Origin of the sequence: Brevibacterium spongiae (assembly GCF_026168515.1) — a bacterium.
Taxonomy (GTDB): domain Bacteria; phylum Actinomycetota; class Actinomycetes; order Actinomycetales; family Brevibacteriaceae; genus Brevibacterium; species Brevibacterium spongiae.
This window is the reverse complement of record NZ_CP093443.1, coordinates 1,324,907-1,342,991: the sequence shown is the minus strand read 5'-3', so window position 1 is coordinate 1,342,991 and position 18,085 is coordinate 1,324,907. Positions and strand designations below refer to the sequence as shown.

Here is an 18,085-nt window from a genome sequence, read left to right as displayed (position 1 = left end):
ATCGTCGTACCCGGGCGCTCAGACTCCGCTCGTCCTCGGTGATCACTCGTCCTTGGTGATCACTCGTCCTTGGTGAGAACGGCGAAACCGGTGAAGATCCGGTCGAAGTGAGTCACCGCCGCGTTCTCGATCGCGCCGTCAGCCGAGGTCGCCGAGGTGGTGCCGTCGCTCGTATCCGCACTGCCGGAGCCGTCAGTTCCGGAAGCCGATCCGTCCTGAGCGCTGCCGCCCTGTCCGCCTGGCGCCCCGTTCGATTGCCCTGCGCCGTTCGACTGTCCGGTCCCGTTCGACTGTCCGCCGGGCATCCCACCGCCGTTCGACTGCGCGCCGTTCTGTCCACCGGGCATCCCATCGCCGTCCTGCCCGCCGTTCTGTCCGCCTCCCATTCCTCCTGGACCGTTCTGTCCGCCCGGTCCTTGGCTCGTACCGGAGTCATTCGAGACCATGACGGCAGATGCCCCGACAGCTCCGCCGGCCAGTCCTCCGACGACGAACAGTGCCGTACCGGCGAGGACAGCGGGGACCAGCGGCACTCGTCGCTTCGGCTTTCGCTGCCCCGCCGCCTTCGCCGTCTGAGTGCTCTGCATCGTCTCGGCGTTCTGTGCGGATTGTGCAGCACGTGCGGGCGGCGCGGGCTGTGCAGCTTGTGCACCCTGTGCGGGCTGTGACTGTGCGGGCTGTGACTGGGCGGGGTTCTGGTTGGGGTCGCGGTTCTCGGTCATGGAATCTCCTCTGGTTGTCAGTGATTCCACTCTCGGGCCCGGGACTGTAGCCCGTCCCAGCCGAGGCTGTGTCCAGGCTGTGCCTTGTGCAGTACCCTGCCACGGACCCGCAGCCTGTGTCAGGCGGCGGGCAGACGCAGCTCGAAGACCGTTCCCTCATCCGAACTCGACATCGTGATGCTCCCGTGCATGAGCTCGACGAGGCCCGCGGCGATCGCGAGTCCCAGACCCGAGGAACCGCCTTGGGCGCCGTCCTGCCGTGTTCGCGAAGGGTCGCCGCGGACGAACCGGTCGAAGGCCCTGTCCCGGATCTTCTCCGGGATTCCCGGACCGTCGTCGCTGATGCGCACCGCCACGACGTCGCTGGGCATCTGTCCTGCCACAGGCTTCCGCACTGCAGCTGCGTCGACGTGCACCCGTGTCCCCGGCGGTGTGTGCACGCAGGCATTCGTGAGCACGATCGACATCGCACGTCGCACATGCTCGACGGCCCCTCGCACCTCGAGCGCCTGTGGCGGAACGTCGAGGACGATCGAATGGTCAGGATTGACCACATGGGCGTCGTCGACAAGCTCGATCAGCAGCGAGGAGACGTCGACGGTGTCCTCCATCGTCGGCTGACGCCCGGCCTCGAGCCTGGCCAGGAGGAGGAGATCGTCGACCAAGGATGACATCCGCATCGCCCCGGAATCGATCTTCGACAGGGAGGTGGTCACCTCGGCGGGCAGATCGTCGCGGTACGGGCGGGTGAGATCGGCCCAACCGCGGATCGTCGCGATCGGTGTGCGCAGCTCATGGGAGGCATCGGCGACGAAGCGTCGCATCTGCTCCGTGCCCCGATAGCGCTCTTCGAGGGCGGATCCGACATGGTCGAGCATCCTGTTGACCGAGGCGCCGACGTCGCCGACCTCCGTGCCCGGCACTGCGAGCTCGGCGGGGACTCTGAGCGCGAGCTCGGGTTCGCCGGCGCTGAGCTCGAGGTCGGTGACTTCCCTCGCGGTGCGGGCAACCTCCCGCAGGTCACGCAGCTGACGGTGGATGATCACGGCCATGAGCGCGGCCGTGGCGATGACGCCGATGAGGACGACGAACGCGGTCGTCCACGCGGTGCGTTCGAGAGCACCGTCGACGCTGCCCTGCGGAACCCCGTACACGGTGGTCGTTCCACCGTCGTCGAAGGCTACGACACGGTAGGCACCGAACCCGGGTACACGCACGGACTCGTGGGCGGCGGCACGGCCGCCGGATTCGTCGGCGCCGGGCCTGCCGGTGCCGGGCTCACCCCCGCCCGGTTCGACGTCGAGGAGCACATCGATCGCTGCAGCGGACAGTGCCCGCGGTCGGGACAGCCCCGCCTCGGCGATGAGCCCCTCTCCCCCGTCGCCGGAGTCGACGACGACGAGAGCCCCATCACCGACCCCCGGCTGGAAGAGATAGCGCAGAGCCGAATCGACCGCCGCCGACGATTCGTCACCCCCACCCGAGGTACCCGGATTCCCAGTCGACCCGGGACCCGCGCCGGGTCCGTCGCCCGAACGCGCATGCGACGTCATCGACGTCAGCTGCGCATCGAGGTCTGACATCAGCGAGCCGCGCACGCTCAGCCAGGAGGCGGTTCCGATTCCCGCGCCGACGAGCAGAAGGACGAGGCCGGCGAGGACGATGAGCCTCGTCTGCAGCCTCCACCGTCGCAGTCTCACTGCGGCGCCCGCATGATGTAGCCGGCTCCGCGCTTGGTGTGGAAGAGGTTCGGCAGGTCCGGGAACGGGGTGTCGATCTTCTTCCGCAGGTAGGACACGTAGAGTTCGACGATGTTGCCGTTGCCGCCGAAGTCGTAGTCCCACACTCGATCGAGGATCTGCGCCTTCGACAGGACCACCCGCGGATTGCGCATGAACAGCAGCAGCACCTCATATTCTCGGGCCGTGAGTTCGATCGGGTGACCGGCACGGGTGACCTCGTGGGAGCGTTCGTCGAGTTCGAGGTCGCCCACCCGCAGCACATCCTCGTCATCGACCGGACCGGCCGGTGCGCTGCGACGCAGGCGCGCCTCGATCCTGGCGATGACCTCGTCGAGGTTGAACGGCTTCGTCACATAGTCATCCCCGCCGAGGCGCAGCCCCGTGAGCCTGTCATCGACCTCGTCGCGGGCGGAGAGGAAGACGACCGGAGTGTCGATGCTCTCACCCCTGATCTTCTCGATCACAGCGAATCCGTCGAGGTCGGGCAGCATGACGTCGAGGACGATGGCGTCGAAGTGCTCGCTCCGGGCAAGTGCCACCGCCTCACGGCCGGTGCCGACGCCCACGGCTTCCCAGCCCCGCACGTGGCAGGCCATGACGAGGAGTTCGGAGAGATTGGCCTCGTCGTCGACGATGAGGATGCGTGCCGGCGGAGTATCGGTCGGTGTCATACGACGATTATCCCCCTCAACCGGCGCTGAGATCATAGAGTGCGACGGAGTCGACGGAGTCGACGGTGGTCGCTTCGAAGTTCGCCTCGACCCAGGCCGCGATCTGTGCCGAGGAGGAGCCCGAGTCCGCACCGCCGGGACTCTGTCCGCTGGAGCCCGATCCGATGTAATAGTGGATCTTGCCCTCAGCTACGAGCTGTTTGAACTGCGCGAGCGTCGGTGACGGATCGGTGCCGTTGAACCCGCCGATCGCCATCACCGGCTCGTCGAGCGCAAGCTGGTATCCGGCAGCCTGGTTCGCTCCGGTGGCTGCGGCCGCCCACGTGTAGTCCGAGGCGTCCTGTTCGAGCAGCTGAGTGAGCTCGGCGGAGGGCTCGGATCCGTTGAGCAGGCCTCCCATACCCCCTCCGCCGGCGGGCCGACCGGTGCTGTTCTCCGAGTTCCCTGTCCCGGCTGAGTTGCTTGCCCCACCGGGCATGCCGTCGGGACCGCCGGTGCCGCCGGGACCGCCTCCCTGGCCGGGCATTCCCCCACCGCGACCGCCGCCCATACCTGAGCTCGTACCGGCGATCGTGACGATCGATCCCTGCGTCGTACCGGCGATCGTGCGCACAGCCAGCTGCGCCGGAATCGCGGCACTGGCGAGGATGGCGAGAGCCACAAGCACCGAGGCGAGCGCCTTTCCCGGTCTCCGGTGCGCCGTGGCGATGAGGGTCAGCGCACCGAGGATCGAGACGATGAGCACGCTCCATCGCAGGACGCCCGGGACCCCGGTCATCGTGGAGCTGAGAATGAACTGCCATGCCCCTGTCAGGGCCCAGGCCACCGCCAGCAGAAGTCGCTGGAGGAATCCCGGGCGAGCGAGCAGAACGGCGCTGCCGAGCCCGATGACGACGGCGATCGCTGGAGTGAGCGCGACCGTGTAGTACTCGTGGACGATTCCGTTCATATTCGACAGCACGAGCCAGGTGACGAGGAGCCAGGCACCCCACATGAGCAGTCCCGCGCCGAGGCTGCCCGTGCCGGAGGATCCGTGACCGCGGACCGCACGGCCGCCGTCCGTGACGGCGTCCGTCGTCCGACCATCCGCCGCGACGGACCTCGTGGTGACGATCTCGTCCGGGACGGCGGGGACACGGCGACGACGGGCCGCCTCGGCGAGGATGAGGAGGACGATCGTGACGATGAGGAGGAACAGGGCGGTGGGCAGGAACCACGACACCTGCTGGCCGAAGCTGCCGGTGAACAGGCGGGTGATGCCCGTGTCACCCCATCCGCCGCCCTGGCCGCCGCCTCCCCCGCCGACGGATCCGGTCTCGTTGCCGGTGAGGCGACCGAACCCGTTGTAGCCGAAGGTGAGTTCGAGGAACGAGTTCGATTGGGAACCGCCGATGTAGGGCCTCGAGCCGGCGGGGGTGAGTTCGACGAGGGCGATCCACCACCCGGCGCTGACGATCATCGAGACGAGCGGAACGAGCAGCCACAGCAGACGACGCGGCCAGGAGGTGCGGGCGAAGAGCACCCAGGCCAGGGCGAGGCCGGGGACGATGAGGAGGACCTGGAACTGTTTGGTCAGGAACCCCAGGCCGAGGCAGACACCCGCGAGGGCGAGCCAGCCGGCGAGGCGGAGTGCGGCCCGCCGCCGCGGCCCGGAGAGGACGCGCAGGGCGTGTTGGGTCGCGACGACTGCCGCGATCATCAGGGTCACGAGCAGCGCATCCGGATTGTTGAACCGGAACATCAGCGCCACGACCGGAGACACGGCGAAGATCGCGCCGGCCCCCAACGCGGCAGCCTTCTCGAGGCCCGTTCCGACGTGGGAACGCAGACTCAACCGAACCGAATGGACGATGAGCAGCACACTCACCCCGGCCAGGAGGACCTCCGGCAGGAGCATCGAGAATGAGGAGAACCCGAAGACGCGGGCGCTCAGTGCCATCAGCCACAGAGCGGCCGGGGGTTTGTCGACGGTGATCGCGTTCGCCGAGTCGAGAGAGCCGAAGAGGAAGGCCTCCCAATTCTCCGAACCGGCTTGCACGGCCGCCGCATAGAAGGAGTTCGCCCAGCTGTTGGCGCTGAGATTGATGAGGAAGGCCGCGACCGTGCCGAGGGTGAGCACTGTCAGCGCTGCGGGATACCAGTGCCGCAGCAGGCCGCGGGTGCGTGTGGGTGCGGTGCGGGTCTCAGACATGGTCGATGCCCTTCTCGTCGATATGCGCCGATTCGACTGCTGTCGTGGAGATGCTGTGGGTGCCGCGGTGCGCGGCACGATGGGTGGCGCGGTCGGCGGCATTCTGGGTACCGCGGGCGAAGACCCAGGTGCGCATGAGCACGAATCGGACCACGGTGGCGGCGAGGTTCGCGACGGTGAGCACGGCGAGCGTGCCGGCGGTCGCCCAGGGGCCGGTGAACCCGTCGGCGATGGCCAGTCCCGCCGAGGTGAAGGCCAGGCACAGCCCGAATGCCGCGAGACCTTTCACCTGGGCCGTCAGCCGACGGTGCGGGGACCGCACCCCGAAGGTGTGGCTGCGGTTGAGCGCCGTGTTCGCGATCGTGGACAAGAGCAGCGCGATGATGTTCGCCGCGGTGTCCGAGACGAACTGGAGGCCGAGGAGGAACAGCACCGCGTAGAGCACGGTGCTGATGATTCCCACGTCGATGAAGTGAAGGATCTGCGCCCCGGTGTTCGGCGCCGGCACGTCCCTGCCGAGCCATGACCGTGCGCCGGTGCGCAGCCGGACGATGCCTCTGAGGTCCTTCCATGCGGTGCTGATCACGTCGACGGAGGATTCCGGGTCGTCCGTCCAATCCGTGCCGAACTCGTGGATCCGGTACCCAGCCCACTCTGCGCGGGCGAGCAGCTCCGTGTCGAAGAACCATTCGCTGTCCTCGACCTGCGGCAGCAGTTCCTTCGCCGCCTGTGCCGACAGGGCTTTGAACCCGCACTGGGCGTCGCTGAACCCGACGCCGAGGCTGACCTTGAGCAGACGGTTGTAGCAGCGGGAGATGATCTCGCGTCTGATGCCCCTCTCGACCGCGAGTCCGGGCTGCAGGCGTGAGGCGATGGCGACGTCGGCCAGTCCCGAACGGATGACCTCGACCATCGGTTCGAGGACGCGGATGTCCGTGGCCAGATCCACATCCGTATAGGCCACCACGTCGGCCGACGAGGCCCGCCACACCTGGCTCAGCGCGCGACCACGCCCCTTCTGCTCGAGGCGGACGTATTCGACCTGCGGATGCGTCGCCGCGAGAGCAGCAGCGATGTCGGGGGTCGCATCGGTGCTCGCATTGTCGGCGATGATGATCGTGACCTCGGTGCCGTGGGCTGGCCCCGCGGAGAGGAGGGTCTCGATCGAGGCGGTCAGCGACGCCTCCTCGTTGTAGACCGGGACGACGAGGTCGACGGTGGTGGTCGGTCGGGTGGCCGTGTCTGCTGTCTGCGTCTCCGGCTGCTGCCAGGCGCTGCTCTCATGTCTCATGCCCTCCACATTCGCGGCGCCGGATAGGCCCAGCATTGGTCGAACCTGTGGCCCTGCTGTGGAGTCCTCATCACGGCAGTCCACCCAGCTCTCAGGTGTGAAGACCGCTACACTGGGCACCATGGCCGACGACGACTCCCCGCCTCCTCAGCGGCGCATCCGCGCCTCCGACCAGGACCGCGACGATGTGCTCTCCGTGATCACCGAGGCGGTCACGCACGGACGACTCGACCCCGAGGAGACAGCGGAGCGCCAAGACGATGCGATCGGTGCGAAGTTCATCGACGAACTCATCCCGCTCCTCGAAGACCTGCCCGAGGGCGAACAGCTGCACCGGCGGTTCGCCCGCCAGACCGGACACGGTTCTCCTGCCGGTTCGACAGGCCCGGGTTCGGCCCTCCAGCATCGCGGGGCAGCCGAACTCTCACCCGCTGCCGAACCGGGTTCGGCACCACCGGCGAACTCCGTGGCCATCATGTCCGGCCGCGAGATCGATGTTCCGGCCGGTACCGCACAGGTCACCACGTATGCACTTATGGGCGGTGACAGCATTGATCTGTGCGCCGTCATGGGTCCCGGTGTGACGGTCGAATTGGTCTCCTATGCGATGTGGGCGGGCAACGACATCTACGTTCCGCCGGGCGTGCACGTCCGCGACGAAACCATCAACATCATGGCGGGCAATGAGGTCCGTCAGTCCGCGCGAGGCGACGGGTCGAACGGCACCGTCGTGCTCAAGGGCGTCTCACTCATGGCCGGACACGATGTCCGGCTCGCCAAAGGCTACCGAACAAAGGATCAGGGTCAGCTGGAATGAAGATCGGTGTACTCACCTCGGGCGGCGACTGCCCGGGCCTCAACGCTGTCATCCGCGGCATCGTCCGCAAGGGCATCCGCACTCATGGAGCATCGTTCGTCGGAATCCGCGACGGGTGGCGGGGCCTGCTCGAAGACGACATGTTCGATATGACGATGCTCGATGTGCGCGGCCTGTCCGGTCGCGGCGGAACGATCCTCGGCACCTCCCGCACCCACCCGTACGAGAGCGGTGGACCTGAGCGCATGCGTGAGGTCATGTCCGCTCACGGCATCGATTCGCTCATCGCCATCGGCGGTGAAGGAACCCTGGCCGGCGCCTCCCGTCTCGTCCGCGAAGAGGGACTCCACATCGTCGGGGTCCCGAAGACCATTGACAACGACCTCGGCAACACCGACTACACCTTCGGCTTCGACACGGCCCAGTCCATCGCCACCGAGGCGATCGATCGGCTGCGCACCACAGCAGAGTCCCACCACCGCTGCATGGTCATCGAGGTCATGGGCCGCAACGTCGGATGGATCGCTCTGCACGCCGGCATGGCCGGTGGCGCACATGCGATCCTCATGCCCGAATTCCCTGTCTCCTTCGATCAGATCGCCGAATGGGTGACATCGGCGAGGAACCGCGGCCGCGCCCCCATCGTCGTCGTCGCCGAAGGCTTCATCCCCGAGGGCTTCGACTCCCAGGTCGCCGATCAGGGCCGGGACAACAAGGGACGGGTCCGCCTCGGCGGGATTGCGAACTATCTGGCGCCGAAGATCGAAGAGATCACCGGCATCGAATCCCGGGCCACGATCTTAGGACACCTGCAGCGAGGCGGCTCCCCCACCGCGTACGACCGTGTGCTGTCCACGCGGTTGGGAATGGCGGCCGCTGATCTCGCTCAACACGGTCACTGGGGCAAGATGGCCAGCCTCAAGGGCACCGACATCGTCTCGGTCGAGATGTCCTCGGCCGTCGACAGTCTCAAGTCGGTGCCTCTGCACCGCTGGGAGGAGGCTCAAGTCCTCTTCGGCTGAATCTGCCGACGCGACTGGAGCGTCGCAACATGACAGAAGGGGCACCCACCGATCGGTAGGTGCCCCTCTGCTGTCAGCTCTTCAGCTCTTCAGCCTCAGCTGAACGCGCCGTAGTCGTAGTCCTCCAGCGGAATGGCGGATCCGGAGTCGGATCCAATGCCCGCGTAGAAGTCTCCGTAGCTGTTGGTGAACATCTCGGCCTTGGCCTCTTCGGTCGGCTCCACCACGAGGTTGCGGTGCTTCTGCAGGCCGGTGCCTGCAGGGATGAGCTTACCGAGGATGACGTTCTCCTTCAGACCCATGAGCGTATCGGACTTGCCTTCCATGGCCGCCTCGGTGAGGACGCGGGTGGTCTCCTGGAAGGACGCGGCCGACAGCCACGATTCGGTGGCCAGCGAAGCCTTCGTGATGCCCATCAGCTCGTCACGAGCCGATGCGGGCTGGCCGCCTTCGGCGACGACACGACGGTTCTCCGCCTGGTAGCGTCCACGGTCCACGAGCTCGCCGGGCAGCAGGTTGGTGTCGCCCGATTCGATCACGGTCACACGACGCAGCATCTGCCGCACGATGACCTCGATGTGCTTGTCGTGGATGCCCACACCCTGCGAACGGTAGACCTTCTGGACCTCCTCGACGAGGAAGCGCTCGGCCTCGCGACGACCGCGGATGCGCAGCACCTGCTTCGGATCGACTGCACCGACGATGAGCTGCTCGCCGGCCTTGACGTGCTGTCCGTCCTCAACGAGGAGGCGGGCACGCTTGGACACTGCATGCTCGATCTCTTCGCTGCCGTCATCGGGGGTGATGATGACGAAGCGGGTCTTGCGGCTGTCGTCGATCTTCGCCCGTCCGGTCGCCTCGGCGATGGGGGCGAAGCCCTTCGGCGTACGAGCTTCGAAGAGCTCGGTCACACGCGGCAGACCCTGGGTGATGTCACCCGTCGACGCTGCGGCACCACCGGTGTGGAAGGTACGCATCGTCAGCTGGGTGCCGGGCTCACCGATCGACTGAGCCGCGACGGTGCCGATGGCCTCGCCGATGTCGACGAGCTTGCCGGTCGCCATCGAGCGACCGTAGTGCTCGGCGGAGATCTGCGTATCGGAATCCGCAGTGAGCACCGAGTGGACCTTGAGCTCCTCGATGCCGGCAGCCACGAGGGTATCGACGGTTGCCGCGGTGACATCGGACTTCGCCGGGACGATGACATTGCCATCGGCGTCGGTGACGTCGTTGACGGTGAGTCGGCCGTAGACACTGGTCTCGGCGTATTCGTGGGCAACGAGGTTGCCTTCGTGATCGCGTTCGGCCACCGGCAGGGTGATGCCCTTGTTCGAATCAGCTTCCGCAGTGCGGATGATGACATCCTGCGACACGTCGACGAGACGACGGGTCAGGTAACCGGAGTCAGCGGTACGCAGAGCGGTATCGGCCAGACCCTTACGAGCACCGTGCGAGGCGATGAAGTACTCGAGCACCGCCAGGCCCTCACGGTAGTTCGACACGATCGGACGCGGGATGATCTCACCCTTCGGGTTCGTCACCAGGCCGCGCATACCGGCCAGCTGACGCACCTGCATCCAGTTACCGGAGGCACCGGACTCGACCAGACGCAGCACCGAGTTCTCCTCGGGGAAGTTCGTGCGCATGACCTGGTCGACCTTCTCGGTCGTCTCGGTCCACAGCTTGACGAGCTCATTGCGACGCTCGTCGTCGGTGAGTGCACCGAGTTCGTACTGCTGCTGCACCTTCGTGTCGATGGCCTCGGCCTCGTCGAGGATCTCGGCCTTCGCCTCGGGCGAGACGACATCCGACATCGCGATGGTGATGCCCGAACGGGTGGCCCAGTGGAAGCCGCCGGCCTTGAAGTTGTCCAGCGTGTGGGCAACCTCGACCTTCGGGTACTCCTCGGCCAGGTGGTTGACGATCCGGCTCAGTGCCTTCTTGTCGATCGTCGAGTTGACGAAGGAGTAGTCGGCAGGCAGGTACTCGTTGAACGTCGCGCGACCCAGGGTCGTCTGCACGTCCAGCGGGTCCCCGACCTCCCAGCCTTCGGGCACCTCGATGTCCGCACCGGGAACGACGTCCTCCAGGCGGATGGTGATCGGCGAACCGAGGTCGAGCTCTCCGCGGTCGAAGGCCATGATCGCTTCGCCCATGCCGGAGAACGACCGTCCCTCGCCGGCCAGTCCCTTGCGCTCTGAGGTGAGGTGGAACAGGCCGATGATCATATCCTGCGAAGGCATCGTCACGGGCTTGCCGTCCGAAGGCTTGAGGATGTTGTTGGCCGAGAGCATGAGGATGCGGGCCTCGGCCTGCGCCTCGGGGCTCAGCGGCAGGTGCACAGCCATCTGGTCACCGTCGAAGTCAGCGTTGAACGCCGAGCACACGAGCGGGTGCAGCTGGATCGCCTTACCCTCGATGAGCTGGGGTTCGAACGCCTGGATGCCCAGACGGTGCAGGGTCGGTGCGCGGTTGAGCAGCACCGGGTGTTCGGTGATGACCTCTTCGAGGACGTCCCACACCTGCGGGTGCTGACGCTCGACCATGCGCTTGGCCGACTTGATGTTCTGTGCGTGGTTGAGGTCGACCAGGCGCTTCATCACGAACGGCTTGAACAGTTCGAGCGCCATGGTCTTCGGCAGACCGCACTGGTGCAGGTGCAGCTGCGGACCGACGACGATGACCGAACGGCCCGAGTAGTCCACACGCTTACCGAGCAGGTTCTGACGGAAACGTCCCTGCTTGCCCTTGAGCATGTCCGACAGCGACTTCAGCGGACGGTTGCCCGGTCCGGTCACCGGACGTCCGCGACGACCGTTGTCGAACAGCGAGTCCACGGCTTCCTGCAGCATCCGCTTCTCGTTGTTGACGATGATCTCGGGAGCACCGAGATCGAGCAGACGCTTGAGGCGGTTGTTGCGGTTGATGACACGACGGTAGAGGTCGTTGAGGTCCGAGGTCGCGAACCGACCGCCGTCGAGCTGCACCATCGGGCGCAGCTCCGGCGGGATCACCGGCACGACATCGAGGACCATGCCCTCGGGGTTGTTGTCGGTGGTCAGGAACGCGTTGACGACCTTGAGGCGCTTGAGCGCACGGGTCTTGCGCTGTCCCTTGCCGGTGGCGATGAGCTCACGCAGCTTCTCGGCTTCGGCGTCGAGGTCGAAGTCGATGAGACGCTTCTGGATCGCCTCGGCGCCCATGGCACCGGAGAAGTACAGGCCGAAGCGGTGGAACATCTCGCGGTACAGGCTCTCGTCGCCTTCGAGGTCATTGACCTTGAGGTTCTTGAACCGGTCCCACACCTGCTCGATACGGTCGACCTCACGGTCGGCGTTCTTGCGCAGCTTGTCCATTTCCTTCTCGGCGGTGTCGCGCAGCTTCTTCTTGGCTGCGGCAGTGCCGCCGTCTGCCTCGAGCGCTGCGAGATCCTCTTCGAGCTTCTTGGCACGACGGTCGATGTCCGCGTCACGGCGGGTGCCGATCTGCTGCTTCTCGACGTCGATCTTGTTCTGCAGGCTGGGCAGATCACGGTGACGGGAATCCTCGTCGACGGAGGTGATCATGTAGGCAGCGAAGTAGATGACCTTCTCGAGGTCCTTCGGAGCCAGGTCCAGCAGGTATCCCAGACGGGAGGGAACACCCTTGAAGTACCAGATGTGGGTCACGGGAGCAGCGAGCTCGATGTGGCCCATGCGCTCACGGCGCACCTTGGCACGGGTCACCTCGACGCCGCAGCGTTCGCAGATGATGCCCTTGAAGCGGACGCGCTTGTACTTTCCGCAGGCGCACTCCCAGTCGCGGGTGGGTCCGAAGATCTTCTCGCAGAAGAGTCCGTCCTTCTCCGGCTTCAGGGTGCGGTAGTTGATGGTCTCAGGCTTTTTCACCTCACCGTGTGACCAGCCGCGGATGTTTTCCGCGGTGGCAAGACCGATGCGCAGTTCATCAAAGAAATTGACGTCAGGCACGTAAATCCTCTTTCCTGGCGATGAACGAGTCGTTCATCAAAAAGTTGTGTCGGTTGAAGTGGAAGTCCTCAGACTTCTTCTACGGTCTGTGCTTCGCGGCGGGAGAGGTCGATGCCGAGCTCTTCGGCTGCACGGTAGACCTCGTCCTCCGATTCGCCCATCTCGACATGTCCTCCGTCGGAAGAGAGAACTTCGACGTTGAGGCACAGGGACTGCATCTCCTTGATGAGGACCTTGAACGACTCGGGGATTCCCGGGTCGGGCAGGTTCTCACCCTTGACGATGGCTTCGTAGACCTTCACACGGCCTGGGATGTCATCGGACTTGATCGTCAGAAGCTCCTGCAGGGTGTAAGCGGCGCCGTAGGCCTCGAGGGCCCAGACTTCCATCTCACCGAAGCGCTGACCACCGAACTGCGCCTTACCACCGAGCGGCTGCTGGGTGATCATCGAGTACGGTCCGGTCGAACGCGCGTGGATCTTGTCGTCGACGAGGTGGTGGAGCTTGAGCATGTACATGTAGCCGACCGAGATCGGGTACGGGAACGGCTCGCCGGAGCGGCCGTCGAACAGCTGTGCCTTGCCCGAAGAATCGATGAGGCGGTCCCCATCGCGGTTCGGGGTGGTCGAATCCAGCAGTCCGCGCAGCTCCTGCTCGTGCGCACCGTCGAAGACGGGAGTGGCCAGGTTCGTGCCGGCCTCGGCCTCGCGGGCTGCGTCCGGCAGTTCGGCTGCCCACTCGGGGTTGCCCTCGATCTTCCAACCCTGCTTCGAAATCCATCCGAGGTGGACTTCGAAGACCTGTCCGATGTTCATACGACGGGGAACACCGTGGGGGTTGAGGATGACGTCGACGGGGGTGCCGTCGGCGAGGAACGGCATGTCCTCGACCGGCAGGATCGTCGAGATGACGCCCTTGTTGCCGTGACGGCCGGCCATCTTGTCACCGATGGTGATCTTGCGGCGCTGGGCGACATAGACGCGAACCATCTGGTTGACACCCGGCGAGAGCTCGTCGTCGTCCTCGCGATCGAAGACGCGGACACCGATGACGGTGCCGATCTCGCCGTGGGGAACGCGCAGCGAGGTGTCGCGGACCTCACGGGACTTCTCACCGAAGATCGCACGCAGCAGACGCTCTTCCGGAGTCAGCTCGGTCTCACCCTTCGGGGTGACCTTGCCGACGAGGATGTCGCCGTCGGTGACCTCGGCGCCGATGCGGATGATGCCGCGATCGTCGAGGTCGGCCAGAGCATCGGGCGAGATGTTCGGGATGTCCCGGGTGATCTCCTCGGCACCGAGCTTGGTGTCACGAGCATCGACCTCGTGCTCCTCGATGTGGATCGAGGACAGCACATCGTCCTGGACGAGGCGCTGGGAGAGGATGATCGCATCCTCGTAGTTGTAGCCTTCCCAGGACATGAACGCCACGAGGAGGTTCTTGCCCAGAGCCATCTCACCGTTCTCGGTGGACGGTCCGTCGGCGAGGACGGTGCCGGCCTCGACACGGTCGCCTTCGTCGACGAGGATGCGCTGGTTGTACGAGGTGCCGTGGTTCGAGCGCTTGAACTTCGAGGCCTTGTAGGTCAGCTGGGTTCCGTCGTCGGCGAGCACCGTGACGTAGTCGGCCGAGACCTCGGTGATGACACCGGACTTCTCAGCGGTGATGACGTCGCCGGCGTCGACGGCGGCACGGTATTCCATCCCGGTGCCCACGACAGGCGATTCGGCCATCACCAGCGGCACGGCCTGACGCTGCATGTTCGCACCCATGAGGGCGCGGTTGGCGTCGTCGTGCTCGAGGAACGGGATCAGGGCCGAAGCCACGGACACCATCTGGCGTGCGGAGACGTCCATGAAGTCGATCTGGTCGTACTGGACCAGCTCGGCCTCACCGCCGCCGCCCTTCGGACGGGCCAGGACCTCGACCTCGGCGAAGCGGTGCTCTTCGGTCAGCGGCGCGTTGGCCTGCGCGATGTTGAACTCGAGCTCGTCATCAGCGGTAAGGTACTGCGTCTCATCGGTGACGACACCGTCGATGACCTTGCGGTACGGGGTCTCGATGAAGCCGAACGGATTGATGCGGGCGTAGGACGCCAGCGAACCGATGAGGCCGATGTTCGGACCTTCGGGAGTCTCGATCGGGCACATGCGGCCGTAGTGCGAGGGGTGCACGTCACGGACTTCCATGGCGGCGCGGTCACGGGAGAGACCGCCGGGTCCCAGCGCGGAGAGGCGACGCTTGTGGGTCAGACCCGCGAGCGGGTTGTTCTGATCCATGAACTGCGAGAGCTGCGAAGTGCCGAAGAACTCCTTGATCGCAGCCACCACGGGGCGGATGTTGATCAGGGTCTGCGGGGTGATCGCCTCGACGTCCTGGGTCGTCATGCGCTCACGCACGACGCGCTCCATACGGGACAGACCGGTGCGGATCTGGTTCTCGATGAGCTCACCGACGGCGCGGATGCGGCGGTTGCCGAAGTGGTCGATGTCGTCGAGCTTGACGCTCAGCTCGACCTCTTCGCCGTCGCGGGTGCCCTTGGCGGTGTCCACTCCGGCGTGCAGGGACACGAGGTAGCGGATGGTGGCCACGATGTCGTCGGTCGACAGGACCGAGTCGGACAGCGGTGCTTCGACGCCGAGCTTGCGGTTGACCTTGTAGCGGCCGACCTTGGCCAGGTCGTAGCGCTTCGGGTTGAAGTACAGGTTGTTGAGCAGGTTGCGGGCGGCTTCAGCCGTCGCGGGCTCAGCGGGGCGCAGCTTCTTGTAGATGTCGAGCAGCGCTTCGTCCTGCGTGTTGACGGTGTCCTTGGCCATCGTCTCGCGGATGGACTCGAACTCGCCGAACTCTTCGAGGATCTTCGCCTCGGTCCAGCCGAGGGCCTTGAGCAGAACGGTCACCGACTGCTTGCGCTTGCGGTCGAGGCGCACACCGACCTGGTCGCGCTTGTCGACCTCGAACTCCAACCAGGCACCGCGGGAGGGGATGATCTTCGCGGTGAAGATGTCCTTGTCCGTGGTCTTGTCGACGCTGGATTCGAAGTACGCACCGGGCGAACGGACGAGCTGCGAGACGACGACGCGCTCGGTGCCGTTGACGATGAACGTGCCTTTGTCGGTCATGAGGGGGAAGTCACCCATGAACACGGTCTGGCTCTTGATCTCGCCCGTGTTGTTGTTCATGAACTCGGCGGTGACGTACAGCGGCGCCGAGTAGGTCATGTCGCGTTCCTTGCACTCGTCGATCGAGTACTTGGGCGCCTCGAACCGGTGCTCGCGGAACGACAGCGACATGGATCCGCCGAAGTCTTCGATCGGCGAGATCTCTTCGAAGATGTCCTCGAGGCCCGAGGTGGTTGCGACGGAGTCATCTCCGATCTCAATGGCCTCGGCGACGCGGTCCTGCCACGCCTCCGATCCGATCAGCCAGTCGAAGCTGTCCGTCTGCAGACCGAGCAGATCGGGAACCTCGAGAGGTTCGCGAATCTTCGCGAAGGAAATTCTCTTGGGGGGATTAGCGGTCCTGGTGTTGTCGTTGGCGGCGGCCAATTGGTTCCTTCCGAGTGCTTCACCATCTGATACGTCGTCTGCCCACTCGACTTCCCTGCGCAAGCCTCCGGGTGTGTCAGATTTCGACTCCCGGCGCCGACGTGGTTCACTTGAGTGGAAATGAGGTGCCCACCGCTATATGAAGGCACACCACAGGCAGAACGATGCAAATATCAAGCTTATAGCATTCGGTCAAGTCTGGCAAGACGTTCCCAGTGCAGAGATTTCGTCCACAGGCCGACCCACGCCCAGGTGGCGAATCCCGCCCGATCGTTGATCGCCAGCATCCATCTGTTCTCCACCGCATTCCACGTGTAGACGCGCTCCACTCCCGAGCTCTCGGTCAATGACCGGTGATTGGCGATCTTCAGAGCCGCTCCGAGTCCGTGTCCGCGATGGTCGGCCGCGACGAGGGTTGCGCCCTGCCAGCCGATCTCCGGGCGATCGTCGAAGTGGGCGATCTCGGTGAATCCGGCGGCGGACTCACCCCGCAGGGCCAGCGCCGTGTGCATCCGTTCGCCCTTCGCCGCCCGCTGCTCGTCGAGTGCTCGCACTCTTGCCGCATCCCACGCCTCCTCCGTCCCGAACTCTGCGGAGCCGGGAGCATCGGTCGACATCCTCTGGTGCAGCAGTGCGATCTGCTTCCGGCGGTCGGACGGAGTGGGACCGTGCCAGGTCTCGATCGAATAGCCCGGGGCGAGCTCGCCCGCGATCATTGAGGCGGCGGTTCCGGTCTGTGCGACCGAGCAGCGTTCGAGCTGTTTGAAGGCGAATCCGTGGGAAGTCAGGAACGACACTTCCGGCAGATCGGTCGGCAGGCTCCCGGATCCGGAGTCAGCGGCGATGTGCCCACCGCGCGGCTCGGCGTCGCGCGCAGAGGGCGGAATGTCGCAGAAGCTCGTCAGTCGCGTGCGTCCTCGGTCACGCAGACTGTCCTCCATGTGCTCGAGCAGTCTGCTCCCCAGTCCGCGGCGCCGGTGCCGCGGGTCGACGGCGCACCAGATCTCAGCGACGTCGAGGTTGTCGCGCAGGCTGAGCCAGGCGATTCCTTTGGCCACAATCGTCCCGCCGCGGCGAGCGATCCAGGTCTCGGTGGTCGTGTACTCCCCTGGGTCCAGCAGCTGCCCGCGCACCTCGGCCGGCAGCGGGTCGAAATCCGAGCCCAGCCCTGAGGCTCGGTTGATGAGCGCATCGAAGTCGATCACCTCGGCGAGGATCTCATCGATGTCGGCGGCGCCGCGAGATCCGGCCGGGATGTGTGTGATCTCCATGGGTCGACATTCTAGACTGCACGCATGGTGAAAGTGAGTGTTCTCAGTCAGAATCCGGCCGCGGTGAACAGCGGAATCGTCGTGGGCGACGAGCGTGTCCTCATCATCGACTCGGGTCCCGGTCCGAGTGCCGCCGCCCACCTCCTCGACCGGGCGAAGACGCTGAGCGTCGAGGTCGGGGGCGGCCCGGTTCCGATCGAGGTCGCCATCACCCACGACCATTGGGATCATTTCTTCGGCAACGGCACGCTCGCGGCCGCGGGGGTCGACGTCTTCCACGCCTCATCGTCGTTCGCCGCCGATCAGGAGGCCACCTCGTGGATCGCCCTCGACGGAGTCCGGACTGCGCCCGAGACCAGCGGGTTCGCCGAGGAGCTGCCCGAGGATCCGAGCGCGCTCGTCGTCGAGGTCTCCCCCGTCGACGCCTCACCGGGTGACGTGGGCGAGATCGACCTGGGCGGATGCCGGGTCGAATTCCACGTTCTGGGCGGGCATTCGACGGCCGACCTCGTCGTGCGGCTGCCGGAACTGGGCGTCGTCTTCACCGGCGACCTCGTCGAAGAGGGAGCACCGCCTCAGGCCGGCAGCGACGCGTCGCTGAGTGAGTGGGTGTCCAGTCTGCGCACGATCCTGTCGTTCCCGGAGGCCAGGATCTTCGTCCCCGGCCATGGGGTGCCGGTGGATCATGAGTTCGTCGAATGTCAGCTCGCCGACATCGACGGCCTGCGGATGGATCAGTCCGACGCCGAGGTGGCTCTGCCGTCCCGTGCCATGCCCGGTGACCACGACCGGAGTCTTCCTCGGGAGCTCCGCCTGGTCTGAGCGGGTGCGGCGGGAAGCCT

Annotated in this window: 11 protein-coding genes; 3 read left to right on the top strand and 8 right to left on the bottom strand. The window is 65.7% G+C overall.

Translation table 11 applies throughout. From position 1 onward, the window contains the following. Positions 1 to 59: 59 nt before the first annotated feature. The 5 genes from L1F31_RS05945 to L1F31_RS05925 form a co-directional block, all read right to left on the bottom strand. A complete protein-coding gene (locus L1F31_RS05945) occupies positions 60 to 722 on the bottom strand; it encodes a hypothetical protein (protein ID WP_265419742.1) in 663 nt (220 codons plus the stop codon). A gap of 119 nt (positions 723 to 841) precedes the next feature. Continuing rightward, positions 842 to 2,422, bottom strand: coding sequence for a sensor histidine kinase (locus L1F31_RS05940; protein WP_265419741.1), 1,581 nt, complete (start codon positions 2,420 to 2,422; stop codon positions 842 to 844). Beyond that, positions 2,419 to 3,135: a response regulator transcription factor gene (locus tag L1F31_RS05935; protein ID WP_265419740.1), complete on the bottom strand. Its 717-nt coding sequence runs from the start codon at positions 3,133 to 3,135 to the stop codon at positions 2,419 to 2,421. Before L1F31_RS05935 ends, L1F31_RS05940 begins: the two co-directional genes overlap by 4 nt. 16 nt (positions 3,136 to 3,151) lie before the next feature. Continuing rightward, positions 3,152 to 5,326, bottom strand: a complete 2,175-nt coding sequence (locus L1F31_RS05930; protein WP_265419739.1) for an ArnT family glycosyltransferase — start codon at positions 5,324 to 5,326, stop codon at positions 3,152 to 3,154. Beyond that, a complete protein-coding gene (locus L1F31_RS05925; RefSeq protein WP_265419738.1) occupies positions 5,319 to 6,617 on the bottom strand; it encodes a glycosyltransferase in 1,299 nt (432 codons plus the stop codon). The genes L1F31_RS05930 and L1F31_RS05925 overlap by 8 nt, the downstream gene beginning before the upstream one ends. A gap of 121 nt (positions 6,618 to 6,738) precedes the next feature. On the opposite strand from L1F31_RS05925, the gene L1F31_RS05920 reads away from it, so the two are divergent. After that, positions 6,739 to 7,434, top strand: a complete 696-nt coding sequence (locus L1F31_RS05920) for a DUF1707 SHOCT-like domain-containing protein (RefSeq protein ID WP_265419737.1) — start codon at positions 6,739 to 6,741, stop codon at positions 7,432 to 7,434. Next, entirely contained in the window at positions 7,431 to 8,456 is a 1,026-nt protein-coding gene (locus L1F31_RS05915; RefSeq protein ID WP_265419736.1) for a 6-phosphofructokinase, read from the top strand. The genes L1F31_RS05920 and L1F31_RS05915 overlap by 4 nt, the downstream gene beginning before the upstream one ends. A gap of 95 nt (positions 8,457 to 8,551) precedes the next feature. Here the strand turns inward: L1F31_RS05915 and L1F31_RS05910 are convergent, their stop codons facing one another. From L1F31_RS05910 to L1F31_RS05900, 3 genes are all read right to left on the bottom strand, one after another. Next, complete coding sequence (locus tag L1F31_RS05910; RefSeq protein WP_283255788.1) at positions 8,552 to 12,424, bottom strand: DNA-directed RNA polymerase subunit beta'; 3,873 nt, start codon at positions 12,422 to 12,424, stop codon at positions 8,552 to 8,554. 68 nt (positions 12,425 to 12,492) lie between these two features. Then, the gene (rpoB, locus tag L1F31_RS05905) at positions 12,493 to 15,972 is read right to left on the bottom strand and encodes a DNA-directed RNA polymerase subunit beta (RefSeq protein WP_265419735.1); all 3,480 of its coding nucleotides are present in this window, start codon (positions 15,970 to 15,972) and stop codon (positions 12,493 to 12,495) included. 179 nt (positions 15,973 to 16,151) lie between these two features. Further along, positions 16,152 to 17,243 (bottom strand): GNAT family N-acetyltransferase, encoded by a 1,092-nt coding sequence (locus L1F31_RS05900; RefSeq protein ID WP_265419734.1) that lies wholly within the window; start codon positions 17,241 to 17,243, stop codon positions 16,152 to 16,154. 24 nt (positions 17,244 to 17,267) lie between these two features. Between L1F31_RS05900 and L1F31_RS05895 the strand changes: the two genes are divergently transcribed. Continuing rightward, positions 17,268 to 18,065: an MBL fold metallo-hydrolase gene (locus tag L1F31_RS05895; RefSeq protein ID WP_265419733.1), complete on the top strand. Its 798-nt coding sequence runs from the start codon at positions 17,268 to 17,270 to the stop codon at positions 18,063 to 18,065. Positions 18,066 to 18,085: the final 20 nt, after the last annotated feature.

Bases quoted from the DNA above. Each gene is read 5' to 3' on its own strand.
- L1F31_RS05945 (WP_265419742.1), bottom strand. From the start codon at position 722: ATGACCGAGAACCGCGACCCCAACCAGAACCCCGCCCAGTCACAGCCC.
- L1F31_RS05935 (WP_265419740.1), bottom strand. From the start codon at position 3,135: ATGACACCGACCGATACTCCGCCGGCACGCATCCTCATCGTCGACGAC.
- L1F31_RS05930 (WP_265419739.1), bottom strand. From the start codon at position 5,326: ATGTCTGAGACCCGCACCGCACCCACACGCACCCGCGGCCTGCTGCGG.
- L1F31_RS05925 (WP_265419738.1), bottom strand. From the start codon at position 6,617: ATGAGACATGAGAGCAGCGCCTGGCAGCAGCCGGAGACGCAGACAGCA.
- L1F31_RS05920 (WP_265419737.1), top strand. From the start codon at position 6,739: ATGGCCGACGACGACTCCCCGCCTCCTCAGCGGCGCATCCGCGCCTCC.
- L1F31_RS05915 (WP_265419736.1), top strand. From the start codon at position 7,431: ATGAAGATCGGTGTACTCACCTCGGGCGGCGACTGCCCGGGCCTCAAC.
- L1F31_RS05900 (WP_265419734.1), bottom strand. From the start codon at position 17,243: ATGGAGATCACACACATCCCGGCCGGATCTCGCGGCGCCGCCGACATC.
- L1F31_RS05895 (WP_265419733.1), top strand. From the start codon at position 17,268: ATGGTGAAAGTGAGTGTTCTCAGTCAGAATCCGGCCGCGGTGAACAGC.